Origin of the sequence: Parabacteroides caeci (assembly GCF_023656795.1) — a bacterium.
Lineage (GTDB): Bacteria > Bacteroidota > Bacteroidia > Bacteroidales > Tannerellaceae > Parabacteroides > Parabacteroides segnis.
In genome coordinates this window covers 84,379-102,360 of record NZ_JAMOKT010000019.1, presented here as the reverse complement: position 1 = coordinate 102,360, position 17,982 = coordinate 84,379, and the positions used below count along the sequence as shown (strand labels likewise).

At 42.7% G+C, this 17,982-nt stretch carries 13 protein-coding genes; 7 read left to right on the top strand and 6 right to left on the bottom strand.

Annotated features, from left to right (window positions below):
• The first annotated feature begins 388 nt into the window (after positions 1-388).
• Complete coding sequence (locus tag NBH15_RS11715; protein WP_250822720.1) at positions 389-2,839, top strand: ABC transporter permease; 2,451 nt, start codon at positions 389-391, stop codon at positions 2,837-2,839.
• 12 nt (positions 2,840-2,851) lie between these two features.
• Positions 2,852-5,260 (top strand): ABC transporter permease, encoded by a 2,409-nt coding sequence (locus NBH15_RS11710; RefSeq protein ID WP_250822719.1) that lies wholly within the window; start codon positions 2,852-2,854, stop codon positions 5,258-5,260.
• A 313-nt stretch (positions 5,261-5,573) separates the two neighbouring features.
• Here NBH15_RS11710 and fsa read toward each other — a convergent pair whose 3' ends face one another.
• The 5 genes from fsa to NBH15_RS11685 form a co-directional block, all read right to left on the bottom strand.
• Positions 5,574-6,230, bottom strand: coding sequence for a fructose-6-phosphate aldolase (gene fsa, locus NBH15_RS11705; protein ID WP_046145530.1), 657 nt, complete (start codon positions 6,228-6,230; stop codon positions 5,574-5,576).
• Positions 6,231-6,314: 84 nt separating this feature from the next.
• Positions 6,315-7,571, bottom strand: coding sequence for an LVIVD repeat-containing protein (locus tag NBH15_RS11700; RefSeq protein WP_250822718.1), 1,257 nt, complete (start codon positions 7,569-7,571; stop codon positions 6,315-6,317).
• 41 nt (positions 7,572-7,612) lie between these two features.
• Entirely contained in the window at positions 7,613-8,863 is a 1,251-nt protein-coding gene (locus NBH15_RS11695; RefSeq protein WP_250822717.1) for a porin family protein, read from the bottom strand.
• Positions 8,847-9,395: an RNA polymerase sigma factor gene (locus NBH15_RS11690; RefSeq protein WP_007655522.1), complete on the bottom strand. Its 549-nt coding sequence runs from the start codon at positions 9,393-9,395 to the stop codon at positions 8,847-8,849. Before NBH15_RS11690 ends, NBH15_RS11695 begins: the two co-directional genes overlap by 17 nt.
• An 85-nt stretch (positions 9,396-9,480) precedes the next feature.
• Positions 9,481-10,866 carry a S41 family peptidase gene (locus NBH15_RS11685; protein ID WP_128133822.1) on the bottom strand — a complete coding sequence of 462 codons (1,386 nt, stop codon included), beginning with the start codon at positions 10,864-10,866 and terminating at the stop codon, positions 9,481-9,483.
• Between the two features lie 177 nt (positions 10,867-11,043).
• Here NBH15_RS11685 and NBH15_RS11680 point away from each other — a divergent pair, with 177 nt between their 5' ends.
• A complete protein-coding gene (locus NBH15_RS11680) occupies positions 11,044-11,868 on the top strand; it encodes a hypothetical protein (protein WP_128133821.1) in 825 nt (274 codons plus the stop codon).
• Between the two features lie 8 nt (positions 11,869-11,876).
• On the opposite strand, the gene NBH15_RS11675 is transcribed toward NBH15_RS11680, so the two are convergent.
• Complete coding sequence (locus NBH15_RS11675) at positions 11,877-12,617, bottom strand: SDR family NAD(P)-dependent oxidoreductase (protein ID WP_186960305.1); 741 nt, start codon at positions 12,615-12,617, stop codon at positions 11,877-11,879.
• Positions 12,618-12,761: 144 nt separating this feature from the next.
• On the opposite strand from NBH15_RS11675, the gene NBH15_RS11670 reads away from it, so the two are divergent.
• The 4 genes from NBH15_RS11670 to NBH15_RS11655 all read left to right on the top strand — a co-directional run bounded on the left by NBH15_RS11670 (position 12,762) and on the right by NBH15_RS11655 (position 17,796).
• On the top strand, positions 12,762-13,805 hold the full coding sequence (locus NBH15_RS11670; RefSeq protein WP_128133820.1) for an endonuclease/exonuclease/phosphatase family protein: 1,044 nt from the start codon (positions 12,762-12,764) through the stop codon (positions 13,803-13,805).
• Positions 13,806-13,807: 2 nt separating this feature from the next.
• Positions 13,808-15,385: a DUF6057 family protein gene (locus NBH15_RS11665; protein ID WP_128133819.1), complete on the top strand. Its 1,578-nt coding sequence runs from the start codon at positions 13,808-13,810 to the stop codon at positions 15,383-15,385.
• Between the two features lie 12 nt (positions 15,386-15,397).
• Positions 15,398-16,840: a TolB family protein gene (locus NBH15_RS11660; RefSeq protein WP_250822716.1), complete on the top strand. Its 1,443-nt coding sequence runs from the start codon at positions 15,398-15,400 to the stop codon at positions 16,838-16,840.
• 80 nt (positions 16,841-16,920) lie between these two features.
• A complete protein-coding gene (locus tag NBH15_RS11655) occupies positions 16,921-17,796 on the top strand; it encodes an AraC family transcriptional regulator (protein ID WP_128133818.1) in 876 nt (291 codons plus the stop codon).
• The last annotated feature ends 186 nt before the right edge of the window (positions 17,797-17,982 follow it).

Here is a 17,982-nt window from a genome sequence, read left to right as displayed (position 1 = left end):
GCATTTGGTGCCCATCAGACCGGGAAGAAAGTTTCCACGAGCAAGGAAAGGAAGGCCCAATTGTAAAAACTATACTCTAACTAATTACAAAAGAGCACTATGAACCTTAAATTGATGACATTGAGTTAAAACTGACGGCAAATGAACCTGTAATGACCAAGTGACTCTGATTTTTAAGGCTTATATCCTTAACTTAATGACATTGAGCTGAAGCAGACGGCAAATAAACCTGTAACGAACAAGTCTTTTTGAGAATGGGATAGTTCAATTTCTATATTTCAAAATATTCTCCCAACTCCCATTGTCTAATATTTAGACAATTTGACTGTATCCTTCAATTATTTTTACTTATTCTTTGTCCTTGCAAAAGAAAGAGGATAGATTTGAAATGCCATTCGAAAAAGAACGGTACGAAAAGCCTAATATCGAATTTATGAAAACTGTCGCTCTAAAACTTGTATTCCGCAGCTGGTGGAGAAACAAGACATTCTCAATAATCTCCATCGTCAGTCTGGCGATCGGCATTGCCTGCACAAACCTGCTGGCCGTATTCACTATTCATGAATATGGAATAGAGAAAGGAAATCCGAACAAAGAACGTATCTGGATACTCAGCCAGGACTGGCCGATGAAAACCGGACAAAAGACTATCTATGCAGGAGGCGATATCCCGGCAATGCTGAAAGAGAAATACAGCGAAGTTGAGAATTATCTCCGGATAAGCGGAAAAACCGTCAAATACATTTCTATTGATAATGTGAAACACGCACCGATTCGTCTCGTCTCCGCCGATCCGTCTTTATCAGAGTTTTTCCCCTATAAAGTACTCTCCGGAAACCTGAAAGAGGCCCTGACCCAACCCGACAAACTGGCCCTTACCGAACAAACTGCCCGAAAACTTTTCGGAAAAACCAATCCGATCGGCAAAATAATACATTTCAGTCTTCCCGATGAAGAGATGAGCACCAAAGGCAGTACTAACAACGAACACGCTTACCAGGTTGCCGCCATCATAGCCGACCGGGAACAATCCTTTTTAAACCTGGAGGCAGTAACAGCTATCTCAGATCCCTTCTATGGCGGTACCAGCCTGTTACTGATGAACAAGCCAATCGACCGGAAAGCATTTGAAGCACAATTGAAAAAAGACAAAATCCCTACTTTACAAGGTGACCTGGGGAATTATTATCTGGATACTTTACAGGAAAGCTACTTCTACACGACCGAAGGACAGAAATCAAACTATCTGAATTTCCGTCAGCCGACATTGCTTTATGTAGGATTAATCTCCGCCATCCTGATTCTGCTAATAGCCTGTTTCAATTATATCAACCTCAACTTCTCACGTCTCCTTCAACAGGTACGGATGATTCATACACAGAAACTGATGGGAGCCAGCCGGAAAGAAATCAACCTGCAACTTTTTCTGGATACCTTCCTGACGGTAATCATTGCTTTCCTCTGCTCGTTGCTGATTACTCATGACCTGCTTCCCCTGTTCAACTCAATCGTAAACGGGCAATTACATTCCTCTTTCTTTTTCAACGGACAATCATTGCCAGTCATCTGTTGCTTTATCCTGCTGTTATCCATAATTCCGGCAGCCTATATGGGACAAAAGATATCCAGGCTTTCCAACTCCGGCTACCGGGAGTTTTTCACCGGAAATAAAAAGAGGAAGATAGTCACCTCATTATCCATCGCCCAATATGTTATTTCTATCGGCCTGGTCATTGCCACACTGACGGTAAACGACCAACTTCATTTCATCCGCCAAGGAGGAGATAATTATAAAAACCTGATTGAAATAGGAGATTGGCAAGAAGACGGTTCTTATGTCCGTCCCTTTGCCCGGGAACTAAAAAAACACCCGGAGATAAAACACGTATCCCTTGCCGGAAGCTCTATCCTGGACAGTTGGATAACGCAAATCGTCCTGAAAAATGAAGACGGCAGTGAAAACTATACGGCACAAATCGACTATTTCGGCGAACCAGACTTCCTGGACGCCTTACAACTGAAGCTATTAAAAGGCCTTCCTCCCGAACAGACCGTCGAAAAATATGCCCGTCCGGTATATATCAATGAGAAATATGCAGAGATACTGGTCGGAAAAGGAGAAAACCCGATCGGTAAACCGATTAATGCGATCGATAAAGAGTTCGATGAAGGGAATACAGGTAATAATCCGTCAAATGCACCGGTCACGACAATTGCCGGTATCGTCGAGAACTTATACACACATACACTGGAAAACGAAGTTTATCCTTTTACCATCCAGATCAACAACAGTCCTCAAAATTCGTTCAATTACATTTATATACGCCTCGGCGATAACAGGGAGAAGAGTATCGCTGCCGTACGGGAAGCATGGAATAAGGTAAACCCGGGTAAATATTTCACGTATCAGGATGTTTACCAAAAGTTCCTGCAACGGAACGAGAAAACAACCGAACTCTCCCGGCTGCTGTTCATGTATTCATTGATCAGCCTCTTCCTGACTTGCTGCGGCCTGTTCGGAATGGCACTCTATGCAACCGAACAACGCACCAAGGAAATAGGTATCCGGAAAGTGAACGGAGCGACCAGCCCCCAAATCATGTTACTGCTCAACAGCCAGTTCATATCCTGGATAGGCATTTCCTTTATCATTGCCATCCCTATCACCTGGTTACTACTCAACCGTTGGCTGGAAAACTTTGTCTACCACACGGATATGAGTATCGGCATCTATCTGGCAAGCGGACTGTTTGTCCTGCTTATCACCCTGCTCACAGTCTGCTGGCACAGCTACAAAGCGGCTTCCGGCAATCCAGTCAACGTATTAAGAAGCGAATAAACCGATTACAATATGAAAGCAATCGCATTTAAACTCGTCCTGCGAAGTTGGTGGCGAAACAAGACGTTCTCCATCATATCAATCGTCAGCCTGGCAATCGGCATTGCCTGCACAAACCTGCTGGCAGTTTTCGTCATCCATGAATATAACCTGGAAGCGGATAACCCGAACCGGGATAATATCTACCTGATGGACCAGGACTCACCACTCCAACCCGGCGAACAGGTTTGTTTCATTGTCGGCGGCATTCCGGGCGAAATAAAAGAAAAATATCCGGAAGTAACCGATTATGTACGCATGAATAATACCGGAATGGATTATATAATGGTAAACAATACCCGTTTCGATCCGATCACGATAGTGGTAGCCGATGCCTCCTTCCCCCGTTTCTTTCCCTACAAAGTAGTGAACGGAGACCTGAACGAGGTGCTGACTCAACCGAATAAAATCGCTTTGACGGAAGAATGTGCCCGGAAATACTTCGGCAAAGAAAACCCGATCGGCCAAACGATCACCACCGGCACGAACAATACGATTACTCGTGTCCGGAAAGATGGTACGATAGAAAAGGAAGAAAACGAAACGACCTATCAAGTTGCTGCTATCGTCGAATCGCGCGACCAATCCTATATCTCATTCGATGCATTAACCGGAACCGGAGGAACGCTCAACGGAGGATTGTGCCTCTTAATGACCAATCGCCCTATCGACCCGGATAAATTCGCCGAACAGATCAATAAAGACGGCATGCAGACATTTCTCCCAGGAGGGAAATACCATTTATACACTTTACAGGAAAGCTATTTCCGGAAATATACACAGGAAGGTTTCCTATTCCTCAACAGCCGCCAGAAGACCTTGCTCTATGTCGGACTGATCTCCGCCATCCTGATCCTGCTGATCGCCTGTTTCAACTATATCAACCTCAACTTCTCCCGTCTGCTGCAACAGGTACGGATGATTCATACACAAAAACTTATGGGTGCGACAAAAGCTGATATCAACCGCCAGCTTTTCCTCGATACATTCCTGACCGTTATCGCAGCATTCCTCATCTCCCTGCTGATCACAAACGACCTGATCCCGCTATTCAACTCGATTGTCTCAGGGAACATACAAACATCTTTCTTCTTCAATAAACAGGTATTGCCGATGATCGCCCTGTTTATATTCCTGTTATCCATCATCCCTTCCGTCTATATAAGCCGGAAAATAGGTAAGCTGTCGGCCTCCGGTTACCGCGAGTTTTTCACCGGGAATAAGAAAAGAAGGATCGTAACCGCCCTCTCCATCGCCCAATATACCGTTTCCATCGGCCTGATCATCGCGACACTCACGGTAAACAGCCAACTTCGTTTTATACAAAAAGGAGGAGAAGGTTACCGCGACTTAATTGAGGTAGGTTCCTGGGGAGGAGATAATTCCTACATGCCGGCTTTTGTACGCGAAATAAAAAAAATACCCGGTGTGGAAAATGTGACACTCACGGGAAGCTGTTTATTAAATATGGGGTTATCTACTGCGGACATCAAGAATCCGGACGGAAGCGAAACCCATTATATGAGTGCACAATATATGGGTGGACGTGATTTTCTGAAAACATTAAAGATAAAGATTATGCAGGGAATCGAACCGGACCGTGCACTTGAACAGTTCAAGAATCCGGCTTATATCACTCAAAAATATGCTGATCTCCTGGTTCCTCCGGGAGAAAACCCGGTTGGCCAACCGTTGAGTAAATACGATAAAAAGAATGCAGAATATGAGGCAGACGGCAACAAGCCTAAAATGATCGTTGCAGGTATTGTCGAAGACATTTTTGCTAATTCACTCGAAGAAGATGTTTTCCCCAGTATCATCTATATAGTTCAGGATGACGACAAAAGATATGCCTTTGCAGAGATCAAACTCGGCAAAGGCCGCCTGCAAACCATTGCCTCCATCAAGAAAGTATGGGAAAAGATGAATCCCGGTAAATATTTCACTTTTCAGGATGTTTATAAGGAGTTCATGCAACGCAACAGCAGGACAACCGAACTGGCGGAATTAATGATCATGTATTCGCTGATCAGTATTTTCCTGACTTGTTTCGGGTTGTTCGGTATGGCTTTGTATGCTACGGAACAACGCACCAAAGAAATTGGCATCCGGAAAGTAAACGGTTCCAGCACTTTAGGGATTATGTTTCTACTGAATAAACAGTTTGTCGGCTGGATCGGAATAGCCTTCGTTATTGCCGTTCCTGTCTCATGGCTTTTCCTCAACCAATGGCTGGAACACTTTGCCTATCATACGGAAATATCCGTTTTCCACTTTCTGCTCGGTGGATTCAGTGTACTTTTTATAACGCTGCTCACCGTCAGCTGGCATACTTACAAAGCGGCTTCGGGTAACCCTGTCAAAGTTTTAAGAAGTGAATAACAACTAAGCTCAAAGGCTACTTACTTTAAGGACAAAAGCTATAGCTTCTAATCTCGAAAGCTATAGCTTTTGCATCATACCACCCCGGTGACGTTTCATCATCACCTAGGTGACATTCCAATATCATCCCGGTGATATACCGGATAGAAATTATATGTTTTCAAATGTTAATAGTGACAAACTCGAGGTCAAAAGTAGGGACCTTTTTACCCCGGTTGTAAGCCGTTTTCACCGTAACACACTGATAATAAGCCGTGACAAACTTTTTGCTGCCCCCTATAAAACAAAGAAAATATTATTTGTCACCGACGGCCTATCCGTTCACCTTTTTATAGTCGGCCAGGAAGGTTGCCAGTCCGCTATCGGTAAGCGGGTGTTTCAACAAACCTTTGATAGCAGCCAACGGACAGGTTGCCACATCGGCTCCCGCCTCGATACATTGGATAATATGTTGTGTGCTACGGATAGAAGCAGCAAGGACTTCCGTCTCATAGCCATAATAAGTATACATTTCCACTATTTTGGCAACCAGTTCAATTCCGTCGCTGGATATATCGTCGAGACGTCCGACAAACGGAGAGACATAAGTAGCCCCGGCCTTTGCCGCCAAAAGAGCCTGACCACGGGAAAAGACCAGCGTACAGTTCGTACGGATACCTTTGTCCGTAAAATATTTAATTGCCTTAATCCCTGCTTCAATGCAAGGAACTTTTACTACGATATGCGGATTCAGGGCAGCCAGTTCCTCTCCTTCTTTGATCATTCCTTCATAATCGGTAGAGATCACCTCGGCACTCACATCGCCATCCACGATCTCGCAAATCTTTAAATAATGTGCCCGTTGGTTTTCCACTCCTTTAATTCCTTCTTTGGCCATCAATGACGGATTGGTCGTCACACCATCCAACACGCCCAAATCATTCGCTTCCCGGATCTGATCCAGGTTCGCTGTGTCTATAAAAAATTTCATCGCCTTATTTGTTTATGATTCTATTTAAATAACACATTCATTCACTGATAGTTCTAATGTATTCAAAAGAAGATCAAAAAATGATTACTTCTTCACCGCAATCTTACTCAACAACCGAATCTCCTTCAAATCCGAATAATCATACTGGTAAATACCGTCTTCGGCAATCATCATCAATACATTATTATAAGGGATCACATCATAGCCCTCCATACCGGAATAATGGGCCAGGCGGTTTGCCATCAGAGTCTGCGGGTCATTGGCATTATAGATCTTCAAACCATCGTCACAAAGGAAAAGCGTACCGTTATCGATACCCAATCCTTTCGGTTTAGTCATCGTATAAGCAACGATCGGCTGGGGACGTTTCACGTCACTGACATCCAATATGATCAGTTCATTAAAATTCTGTCCGCAGTTATTACCTGCATGGACTGTCACATAAGCAATATCATCTTCCACAACGACCGGATCACAACCATACACATGCGACATAAACGACTGATATTCCGGATTTACAGGATCGGCCACCGAATAAATCAACATACCGGTCGGAGTTCCCATAAACATACAATCCTTATAGCTGAAAATGGTTTCCACATTTCCTCCGATATACATATTATCTGCCGCTTTCTCCGGCTTGGCTCCCCCCAGATTAAAAATACTCATCTGATTATTCAAGACAACATATAGATAATCCTGATAAAGACCAAAGCGGGACATGGAGCCATTCACACCTGTAGAACCACCACTGCTATTGCTTGAAGCCATATCATAATAGATTTCTTCATTCTTGTAATATTCATACGTTATTGTCTTTTCCTTTTTAGTCCAGCCGACAACAACGCCTTTCGTTTTTGCCTCTTCCGAAAAACACATCTGATAATCGATCTCACCTTCTTCCACCGGCGGTAAAGTTTCAAACACATTTTCCAAACGGTCTTTCAAAACGGGAAGAGCCGGATTGGCAATATCGAACCAAATCAGGTCCACATAGGAATCGGCATACAACATATTATTACGAATGGCTATATCCGCATTCCCGATCAACTCAATAAAACCTGTGGCACGGGGAGAAGAAGGATTCCGGTTGTCAATGATATGAATACCTCTTCCCGGTTCCGATACATACAGATACCCCTCATAAAAACAAATCTTACCTTGCTGAGTAATTTCTTCGGGTTGTGTTTTTACTTTCACTGACGAACGGAAAACATCGGCAGGCATAAATACAGGTTCATTCATGGTCAACGTAATCGTCTCCCTCACTTTCATATCATCGTTGCATCCGCAAAGCAAACAGATCAACGACACACAAAACAGACTCATTAGTTTTTTCATCTTCAATACATTTAGTGGATAAATACTTATAGTTCTTTCAATTAAAAATCAAAACGAATACCTGCACCAAGTCCGATAATCACCGAATTTTCTGTCCGGATGCTCGGCGGCTGGTCATTATCAAAATAATGCGAAATACGTGGTTCGAAATAAAAACTCCAATCCCTGTAAAAACAATAGGACACACCGGCAGAGGCATTCAAGGACCATTGAAGGCCGTTTATGCCTTTCTTCTCAACATTATTTACCTGTTCAAACTGCCAGAACCTGTTCTCCGTCTGTTTGGACCGTAACCCTTTTTCCATCATAAAGCCGCCCGACAAATATATTTTCCATCGTGGATTTTGCCAAAGAGAGACAACCAGATTGACAGGTATACCCAGATAATGAAGTTCCAGACGGGACTTATACTGAACTTTATCCCATGCTGACAGATTGGAAGATAAATAAGTATATACCAACCCTGTCTCCACCCCGATATAACGATTGAAATCTTTCCGAACCGTCACACCAAAAGAGAGAGGCAATGCAGCATCTACATCTGTATATTGTTCAGGAGGCAATACATTCGAATTTTCAAACAAAGGCGGCTTGACCGGTGGAGGAGATACCTCTCCCGGATTACCCGGAGTTATACTACTCGAAGGATCATCCATATCCGCTACAAGATCCCCATTTCCGAGTCCTAACGAGACATGACCACCAGTACCGAAACCTGCATTGACAGACCATCCGCCTTCCGCTGTCTTTTTCTTACCGGCAAAAGAGAAATTATATTTTTTCGATTCATAGCTATACAAATCCTGTTGCTTCTGTTTCTTTTCCGGCTGCTGCACCGTTTTTTCTTGTTCCTGTATTTCTTCTGCAACTTCCGCTTCCGATACTTCATTTTCAGTTATTTGCAAGGGCTTGTCAGGTCTCGCGGCAGCAATCAGTTTCTTCGCTGGTACAGACTCAGTAACAGATGGTTTCGTTTTTTCCGGAATGTTCTCCTGAGTCTCCTGATATATTTTCTCTTCATCCTGAACGGAAGCCACTGGCGGTACCACGCCGTCATAGGATCCGTCCCCTGTCCGAAAGGGTGAAAACAAAAACAGTAATGCAATGACGGCAGCAGCCACAGAACTTCCGGCCCACCACAACCATTTCTGTCCACGGGGCTTCATATGAGGCTCGATATCCTCCCAGCAAAGATCATCGACAGGTAACCGGTGATCTTCCAGTTTCTGCTTCATGAATTCGCTGAAATCATCCAACTGTTCTCTATGATCCGTATCACTGCGCATCTTCATGCATAATTAATGATTGAACACTTTTCTGTAACACTTTCCGCGCCCTGATAAACTGTGTCCGCGAGGTTACTTCGCTTATATGTAGCATTTCTGCTATTTCACTGTGAGAATATCCCTCTATCGCATAGAGGTTGAACACCGTCCGGTAGCCATTCGGCAAACGGGCAATACAAGCATGCAGGTCATCTGCCGACAAACGGTCTAAAGCCGACACATCGACCTCATCAGCCAAATCCCCGCAGTCATCAAAGTTTACGCTTAACCGGATTGCATCATTTTTTCGGAGATATTCAAGAGCTGTAGTAACGAATACCCTGCGTACCCAACCGGGAAATGCACCGGATCCCGTATAACTTCCGATCTTTGTGAATATCTTGATAAATCCGTCCTGCAACAAGTCGCGAGCTGTTTCCCTGTTATTGACATACCGCATACACACACTCATCATGGCAGGAGCATACAGCTCGTAGACTTCTTTACGAGCCCATGACTCCCCACGTTTGCATCCGGCAATTAACAGCTGTTCGTCCATAGGTAATATTACTCTCTATCTGTATGATGAAAAAGCCTCTCCTAATGTTGCAGCTATAGTGGAGAAAAATAAAAATAAATAATTATCACTCGATATATAATACCATATTATTTCTAATACTCTGTTGGGGAGAATAAGAAATATCCAAAGGAACAGGCTTTGAAGCAGAACGCACCGATTTCAATGAAGACCGACCTGTTATTTCGTAAATAGCCTCTGCCAACAAAGGTTCATTCGTTTCTCCAAAACTTACCAAGTTCCAATTAAACTCATTGATCCTTATATCAGGAGAAAAACCATCTGCATAATCAGCCTTACCTTCCTTATTATAACTACGGAATGTAACAGGTGAAAAAATCCACCCATATTTCTCCGATTCGTCATAAACACTCATCCCTACCGTTTTACCGAAAGTTTGTACACCGATCAAACGAACATTATTACCCAGATAAGGCTTCAAAGAATTGATAACAAGTTCAGAAGATGAAGCAGTATTGCTTCCTGTCAAAACGAACAACCGTTTCAAGTTGAGATTTCCAGATCGGACCTCTGATGTTTTCAGGAGAGGTATCACATTATTCTTACTTTCGTTTTTGTCATTATATTCCAGTTTACAAAATGTATCTCCCAACACACTTTCAGGAGCAAGTAAAGAGGCCAGTAACTGGGCACATCTCACATCACCACCGCCATTATACCGTAAATCGAGCACAAACTCATTTACATTCCGGCTTTTGAACTTTTCAAATAATTGTTGCAGGTAAAGATTATAACTCATATCGTCACGCCCATCCGGACCGATAGTAAAATGATTATACATCAAATAACCGATACAACTATTACCGATAGTATAAACCGAATCTTTCAGAAAAGGGGTATCTTCCACAACACGGGATGCTCCCAAAGCTATTTCTTTGGTCGGAATAATAACCTCCCTATCCTCATCATATCGTGCCAGTTGAAGAGACACACTGCCTCCGCTTCTCAATATATCATAATTTTGAATCGTGCCTTCTGCCCCATTTACACCCAGAATCCAGTCACCACGTTTCAACCCGGCTTCCTCGGCCGGTGAGTCCTTTAATACATAAAGGACAACAGCTATTTTATAAATGTTATTCCCACTTTTTAAATTGGAAGTAGCGAAATCGAATCCATACGAATCTCTATCATTAAAAATACTTTTCGTCGCTACCGCCTTTTCCAGAGTTGAATAATAATGATGGCCTTCGGGCAGGTCTTTCCCGTCTTTATCTGATAATAAAGAAAGCAAAAAATCCTTCGGTTCCGCATCAAAGTTCAACGTGTTTTTTTCAGGAAGTTCAGAATACCAAAGATAGTTTTCTCTCATAATCCTTTCTATCCACAGATTCACATCATTATCTGTTTTTGGTCCATTGTTATCCTCCTTCTCGCAAGCTGCAAATGACAGCGAAAATAAAATAACCAGTATATAACTTTTAATTTTCATACGTAACATTCCTTTCTTTTTCTTATTAAAGGCAAAGATATGCTATATTTTCTCCTGCTAGCAGCCTCTACAAGAATTAATATGTAGTTTTTCTACTATTTTAAGTAAAAACAAGATCAATAAATATCTTATTTTAAGTAAATAATCTATCTTAGCGTCAATAAAATGATGTTGTGTATGAAGCGGGGATATTTTATAATTATAGCACTAGTGACATGTGTATGCTGTGGGCACGCACAGTCTGTTTTTGACTATGTTCTGAATGGTGATGGGAAAATGACTGCCATTCCCAAGTTTCAAAAATTCAATTTCAATATTCCTGAATTTTCATATAAAACATATACTCCTTCTCTAAGGACGGAGTTGGAGAAAAAACTCAGGGAATTCACTCCGGACTTTCCTGAAATTCAAGATCAACGTCCGATGGATATGCAGGTTCTGTCAGCCGCTTACCGTCCGTTCTTTAATCCGTTTACTCCAATGCTACGCCGCGTATCTCCAATGGCACTCGATTTTCAAGAGTCTAGTTTTACCCCGATCAGCGAAACAACCGGTCTGCTGACAGTCGGAGAACAATTTACCTGGCCAGGAGTAGGAGGACTTACAAGGGTTAGTTCATCATTAGTATGGCACCAGGACCGATGGACACTTACAGGAGGTACATTTGCCGGACGTTACTTCACGCCGTTCAACTACAGTCCTGACTTTATGGGAGGTGTTAATGCCACTGTCAGCATTGAGGTGGTCGACTGGATGACTGTCAAAGGTTGGGGGCAATATGCATTCTATCAGAAAGGAGAACGAATGAATCCTCACATGTTGCTGAATCCCTATTATAATCATACAAGCGTAGGAGGTGCTTTTGAATTTAAAGTAAAAGATAATTTCAGCTTCGGTGTCGGAGTAAATTATGAATATAATCCCTGGAACAAACGTATGGATCCGCAGTTCCTGTTCTATCCGGCGTTCAAAGGCAAAAATATCAGGATAGGCATTAATTAACGTACCGATTATTCATAAATCATCTTCTTAGTCATCCCGCCGTCTATTACAATATTCTGGCCGTTGATGAAATCATTTTCCGGGGCAGCCAGGAAAAGGCAGGCGCTTGCTATATCTGAAGGACGCCCCACACGTCCTGACGGATGCTGGCTATGGTCCGACCGTTTCAGCAAACGGTAATCTTCATTCTGTATCCATCCCGGACTGATACTGTTTACAGTAATATTATAATCACTGAAAGACAATGCTAGCGCATGTGTCAACGAAACAATCCCCCCTTTGGAAGCAGCATAGCATTCCGAACCGGGTTCGCTTTGGAGATAACGGGTAGAAGCGATATTGATGATCCGGCCGTAACGCTGTTTCCCTTCCTCATTATTCCGATGGATAGCCAATGCCCGCGAAGTTATAAACACCGGCCGCAGGTTTGTTGACAACACTTTATCGAACTGTTCAATGCTCGTTTCGGCCAATGGAGAAAACTCACTGATTCCCACATTATTAACAATCACATCTATATCTCCCCACATGTTGAAAAGCCTGTTGATAACTTTTTGAAGAGCTTCCGGATCACTTGCATCAGCCTGGAAGAACTGGACGAAAGTAGGTAATAGATCGCAAAGACGCGAAGCCGCTTTTTCATCTGTATCACAAAAAGCGACCCTTGCTCCCACATTACAAAATGCAGTCACAATAGCTGCACCGATACCTTTAGCACCACCGGTGACAAAAACTCTCTTACCGTCCATACCCTGTTCTGTGTTTGATTGTCTGCTGCAAAGATAACAAAAGAGTCTTGTAAAACTGTTGTAACACTAATAAATAAAAAATTCACCCCTATTTATCCGAAATTTAATTAATTTCGCGGAGCTAAACAAAATTACATAAACACCATGAAAAAAGGTCTATTCGCAACAGTTCTACTGTTTATGATCACTTTCTGTTTCTCTTCTTGTCAGAAAACAGAAACATTTAAAGTTCTCCAGTTTAATATCTGGCAAGAAGGAACCGTAGTAGAAAACGGATTTGATGCCGTTGCAGATGAAATTGTTCGTAGCGATGCCGATTTCGTTACATTGAGCGAGGTACGAAATTACCACAACACACGTTTCTGCGACCGTATCGTTGAAGCTCTCAAAAAACGCGGACAAACATATTACTCATTCTACACGGAAGATTCAGGATTATTAAGCCGCTATCCCATCAACGACAGCAGTACTGTTTATCCTTTGAACGACGACCGGGGAAGCATTTATCGCCTGGTAACGAAAAAAGGGAACCAGGAATTTGCCGTATACACTGCCCATCTGGATTACCGCAATTGTGCTTACTACGATGCCCGTGGATATGACGGTAACAATTGGGAAAAAATAGAACCTGTTACGAATCTGGACTCGATCCTGGTATTGAACCGTGCATCCGTGCGTGACGATGCTATCGCCCGTTTCATCAAAGAAGCGGAAAAAGACAAGGCGGCAAGCCGTATCGTTATTCTGGGAGGTGACTTCAACGAGCCTTCTCATCTGGACTGGACGGAAGCAACTAAAGATATGCGCGACCATTATGGCCAGGTTGTTCCCTGGGACGTATCCGTTATGCTTGAAAAAGCCGGATATAAAGACTCCTATCGCGAAAAATATCCGGATCCTGTCACTCATCCCGGATTTACCTGCCCGGCAGATTGCCCGGACATTGCCTTAAAAAAACTGGTCTGGTCACCGGAAGCCGATGATCGCGACCGTATAGACTTTATCATGTACGCACCTTTCAATGGACTGAGCCTGACTGATGTAACAATTATCGGTCCTAAAGGAGATATACTTCGTGGTGAACGTATTATAGAAGAAACAGTCGATCCGATCATCGAACCACTTGGAGTATGGCCTACCGACCATAAAGCAGTTTTGGCAACCTTCCAGTTCATTAGACATCTATAGAAATGAATAAAACACATAAATACAGTTGGTTAACCTTTATACCGGCAGGTATTGCCTGTTTTTATTTTTACTTGCACACCTGCCCCTATCATTTGCTTCACAAAGAACAGACGACACTTTTTGTCTATGCCTCAGAAGTTTTATATTCTTATTTGAATAAACCCGCCGTATTATCTTGTTTGACCGGCGATTACCTGACTCAATTCTTTCGTACCCCGGTAACGGCTTCCATTTTGATGGGGGGTATTATGCTAGTATTGGGATTGATCTGTTATGCCGCATTTCGGAAATGGACAAACGGCTGGCTAGCCATCATTCCAGCTATCACTATCATGAGTTGGGAGATGATGCGTTCTTGCGGATTGCTTTACCCTTTATCTTCCACAATATCTTTAATTGGTGGTGGATGTTTATTTCTTCTCTATGATCCTATAAAGAACAGATATTTACGCATCGGAGCCGTTTTTTTCGGAATCGTTTTAGGATATTGGTTGTTCGGGTATGGAGTTTTTATCTTTCTGATTTTCGTGTTGATTTCTTCCCTAATACACAAAAGGAATAGATTATGGAACTGCCTGGCAGCCATCATGACGATTGTTTTACCGGGAATATGCAGTAAAAGTTATTTACTTACCTACAGCCAGGCCAGCCAATATCCTGCTACCTCCTGGTGGGATACCCCTAATTCTTTATACGAACGATTGATAGGACTCGATATTGAAGCTGAGGCAGGACATTGGGACAAAGTCCGTGAATTATCTTTCCCCGAAGAACACATAAGTGCTTGCAGTTATTATTATAATTTAGCAAATGCTGTTGAAAATAAACTGCCTGACAGACTGATGTATTATTACCAACCGGGAACCGAAGGTCTATTCATACCTATCAGTTCCTCCTCTTCTTATCTTTCTTCATTGTATGCCAATGAGGTCTGGTTCCATTTAGGTGACATGACGATGGCCGAACATGCAACTATACTGGGTATGATCTTTTCTCCCAATCACACAGGTAGCCGTATGGTAAAGCGATTGGCAGAAATCAACCTGATCAACCGAGATGAAGAAGCTGCCATGAAATACTTGCGCATTCTGTCAAAAACAAAATTTTACAGTCAATGGGCTAAAGACAGAATCCCCGGAAAAGAAAGCGACTCCGTCAAACGATGGTTAAAAGAAAAAAGGGCATTTATTCCTAAAACAGATACGATACGTATCTCCACAACCGATGTCGTCAAATCACTCCGGCTTCTACTTGCGAGTAACCCTAAAAACGAAATGGCACGCGACTATTTGCTTTGCCTACATCTGTTGGCAAAAAACTTGCCTGCTTTTATTGAAGACTATCCGAAACAACCGGGGAAAGCCCCCAAACGGTTATATGCCGAAGCATTGATGATTGATCTTGTTCGTCACCACGCCTCTGGTAAAGAAATACAGGAGACCATTATAGATCCTACTGTCGTACAAGATTTTAAAGAATATACTCGTTTACACCGACAATCAAAAGGAGACCCACAAGCATTGACCGGCAAATTCGGGAAAACCTACTGGTACTATTATCATTTTGCACAAAACCAATAAAAAGAAATAAAGATGATCTATAATATAAAAAGACTTATTCGATTGACAATGCTACTGGTATGTACAGCATGTACCTCCCAACCCAAACAGGTGACAGAAGTGAGCGAACCCGCTCCCATTTATCCTGATTACACAAATGTGACCATTCCATACAACATTGCCCCTTTAAACTTCCTGCTTCGCAACGAGGCATCCGCTTTACAGGTAACCGTTAGCGGACAACAGGAAAGTTTGACCGTCCACGGAAACCGAAAAGTTTGTTTTCCGCTCCGCAAATGGAAAAACTTGCTGGATGCTGAAAAAGGACAGACACTAACCGTCACTATCACAGCCAAGGTCGAAGGTAAATGGCTGCAATACCCAACATTCACTTGGAAGGTCGTTTCCGAAAAACTAGACAGTTTCTTAAGTTACCGCTTAATAGAACCGGGGTATGAGGTATGGAATACCATCCAATTATGCGAACGCAACATCGAAACCTTTGAAGAAAAAGTAATTGCCGACAACAACCTGGTAGATGGCAACTGTATGAACTGTCACATTTACGGAAAACAAAACGGCAATCTATCTCTGTTTCATCTGCGTGGAAAGAATGGCGGCACAATCCTCAACCGCAACGGCGTATTACGCAAACTGTCACTTAAAAATGACCAAATGGTTTCCGGTGCCGTATACGGAGATTTCCATCCATCGGGACGCTATGGAGTCTTCTCTTCCAATATCATCATTCCGGCTTATCATGCCCAGAACAACAAACGCTTGGAAGTATATGACACAGTTTCCGACCTAGTTATTGCCGATTTCGACAACAACAAAATGCTTACCTCTCCTCAAACAGCCCGAAAAGAGGTATTCGAAACTTTCCCCACCTTCTCTGCCGACGGTAATTGGATATATTATTACGCCTCTCCAGCTGTGGAACTACCGGACAGCCTTCATCAACTCCAATATTCCCTTTGCCGCATCGCTTTCGATGCAGAAAAAGGAGAATGGGGCAACCATATCGACACACTTTGGAATGCAGCAGAACATCATGCCTCCGTTTGCTTCCCGAAAGCCTCTCCCGATGGTCGCTATCTGCTCTATTCGGTTGCCGATTACGGCACTTTTCCCATTTGGCACAGGGAAACAGACTTAAAACTAATGGATTTACAAACCGGCCAAATCAATTCATTGCCTACTGTAAATTCCGACCGATCAGATACGTATCATAGCTGGTCGTCGAACAGCCGTTGGTTCGTCTTTGCCAGTAAACGGGGTGACGGGCAATATGGCAAACCCTACTTTGCTTATATCTCTCCCGACGGAACAGCAGGAAAACCTTTCGTCTTACCCCAAAAAGATCCGGAACATTACGATTATACATTCAAATCATACAATATTCCGGAGCTATCCTCCACACCTGTACCCTTCGACGCCTTCGACATATATCGGATATATCAGGGACATGAGTAATAAAACAGATTCCATCTGTTCATATTTTCATTTTTATCACTATCTTCGCTTTTGTTCACACTGTTTTAATATTACATACCATGATAACAGAAGTTTTCAGAGAAAAGTCACCTCTATCCATTAAGGACAGTTTCATACTATTCGAACGTACAAAATCCTCTTTCACTTTCCCTATACATGTCCACAATGTTTGGGAACTCAACTTTGTAGAAAATGCAAGCGGTGCCCAGCGTATTGTCGGCGACTCGGAAGAAACTATCGGCGAAAAAGACCTTGTACTGATCACCAATACAGAACTAAAACATGCCTGGATGAACGGAAACTGCCGTTCGAACGACATCCATGAGATCACTCTCCAGTTTCATCCCTCCCTGTTTTCTAACCCTGCATTCCAGAAAAACCAGTTCGATTCAATCATGAAAATGATGGCAAAAGCAGAACATGGATTGGCATTCGGACAAGCCGAGATCAACCGCATACAACCTATTATGCGAATGATATCTACGGAAAAAGGATTCTATTCGGTCATAAAATTCTTTATTCTCCTACATGAGCTCTCCTTGTCGGAAGATGTACGCGTTTTATCTAAAAACATATCTCCGCAATATACGGAGGCAGACTACCAAATGAAAAAAATACTCGACTATATCAGTAAGAATTTAGCCGAGCCTATAACGATAGACGAACTGGCTCAATATATGGGTATGAGTCTTTCCACACTTTCCCGGTTCCTCAAAAAGAACACAAATCGTAATTTCACAGACTTCCTGCAGGAATACCGCATCAACTCTGTTGTGCGCGAACTAAATAATAATGAAAAGGAATGCATCATGGACATCGCTTCCCGGTGTGGTTTTGTCAGCCAGTCCTATTTTTACAAAGTATTTAAGAAATTCAAAGGTGTTACCCCACAGGAGTATCGCGAGAATTACCAGCGTATGCGAGTTATTATATAACTCGCTGCTTGCTTCCGGTCAGTCAAAATAAAACCTGCACTTATTCATGTGACCGAATAGAGCAATCCGGTTTGACTTTACAGCGCACTCAAGATTCAGATAACATGCTAAATATAAACAACTTAAACAAATATAGCAAAACGAAATAACAAAAACATTTATTCACAATTAATATGTTTTCATTTC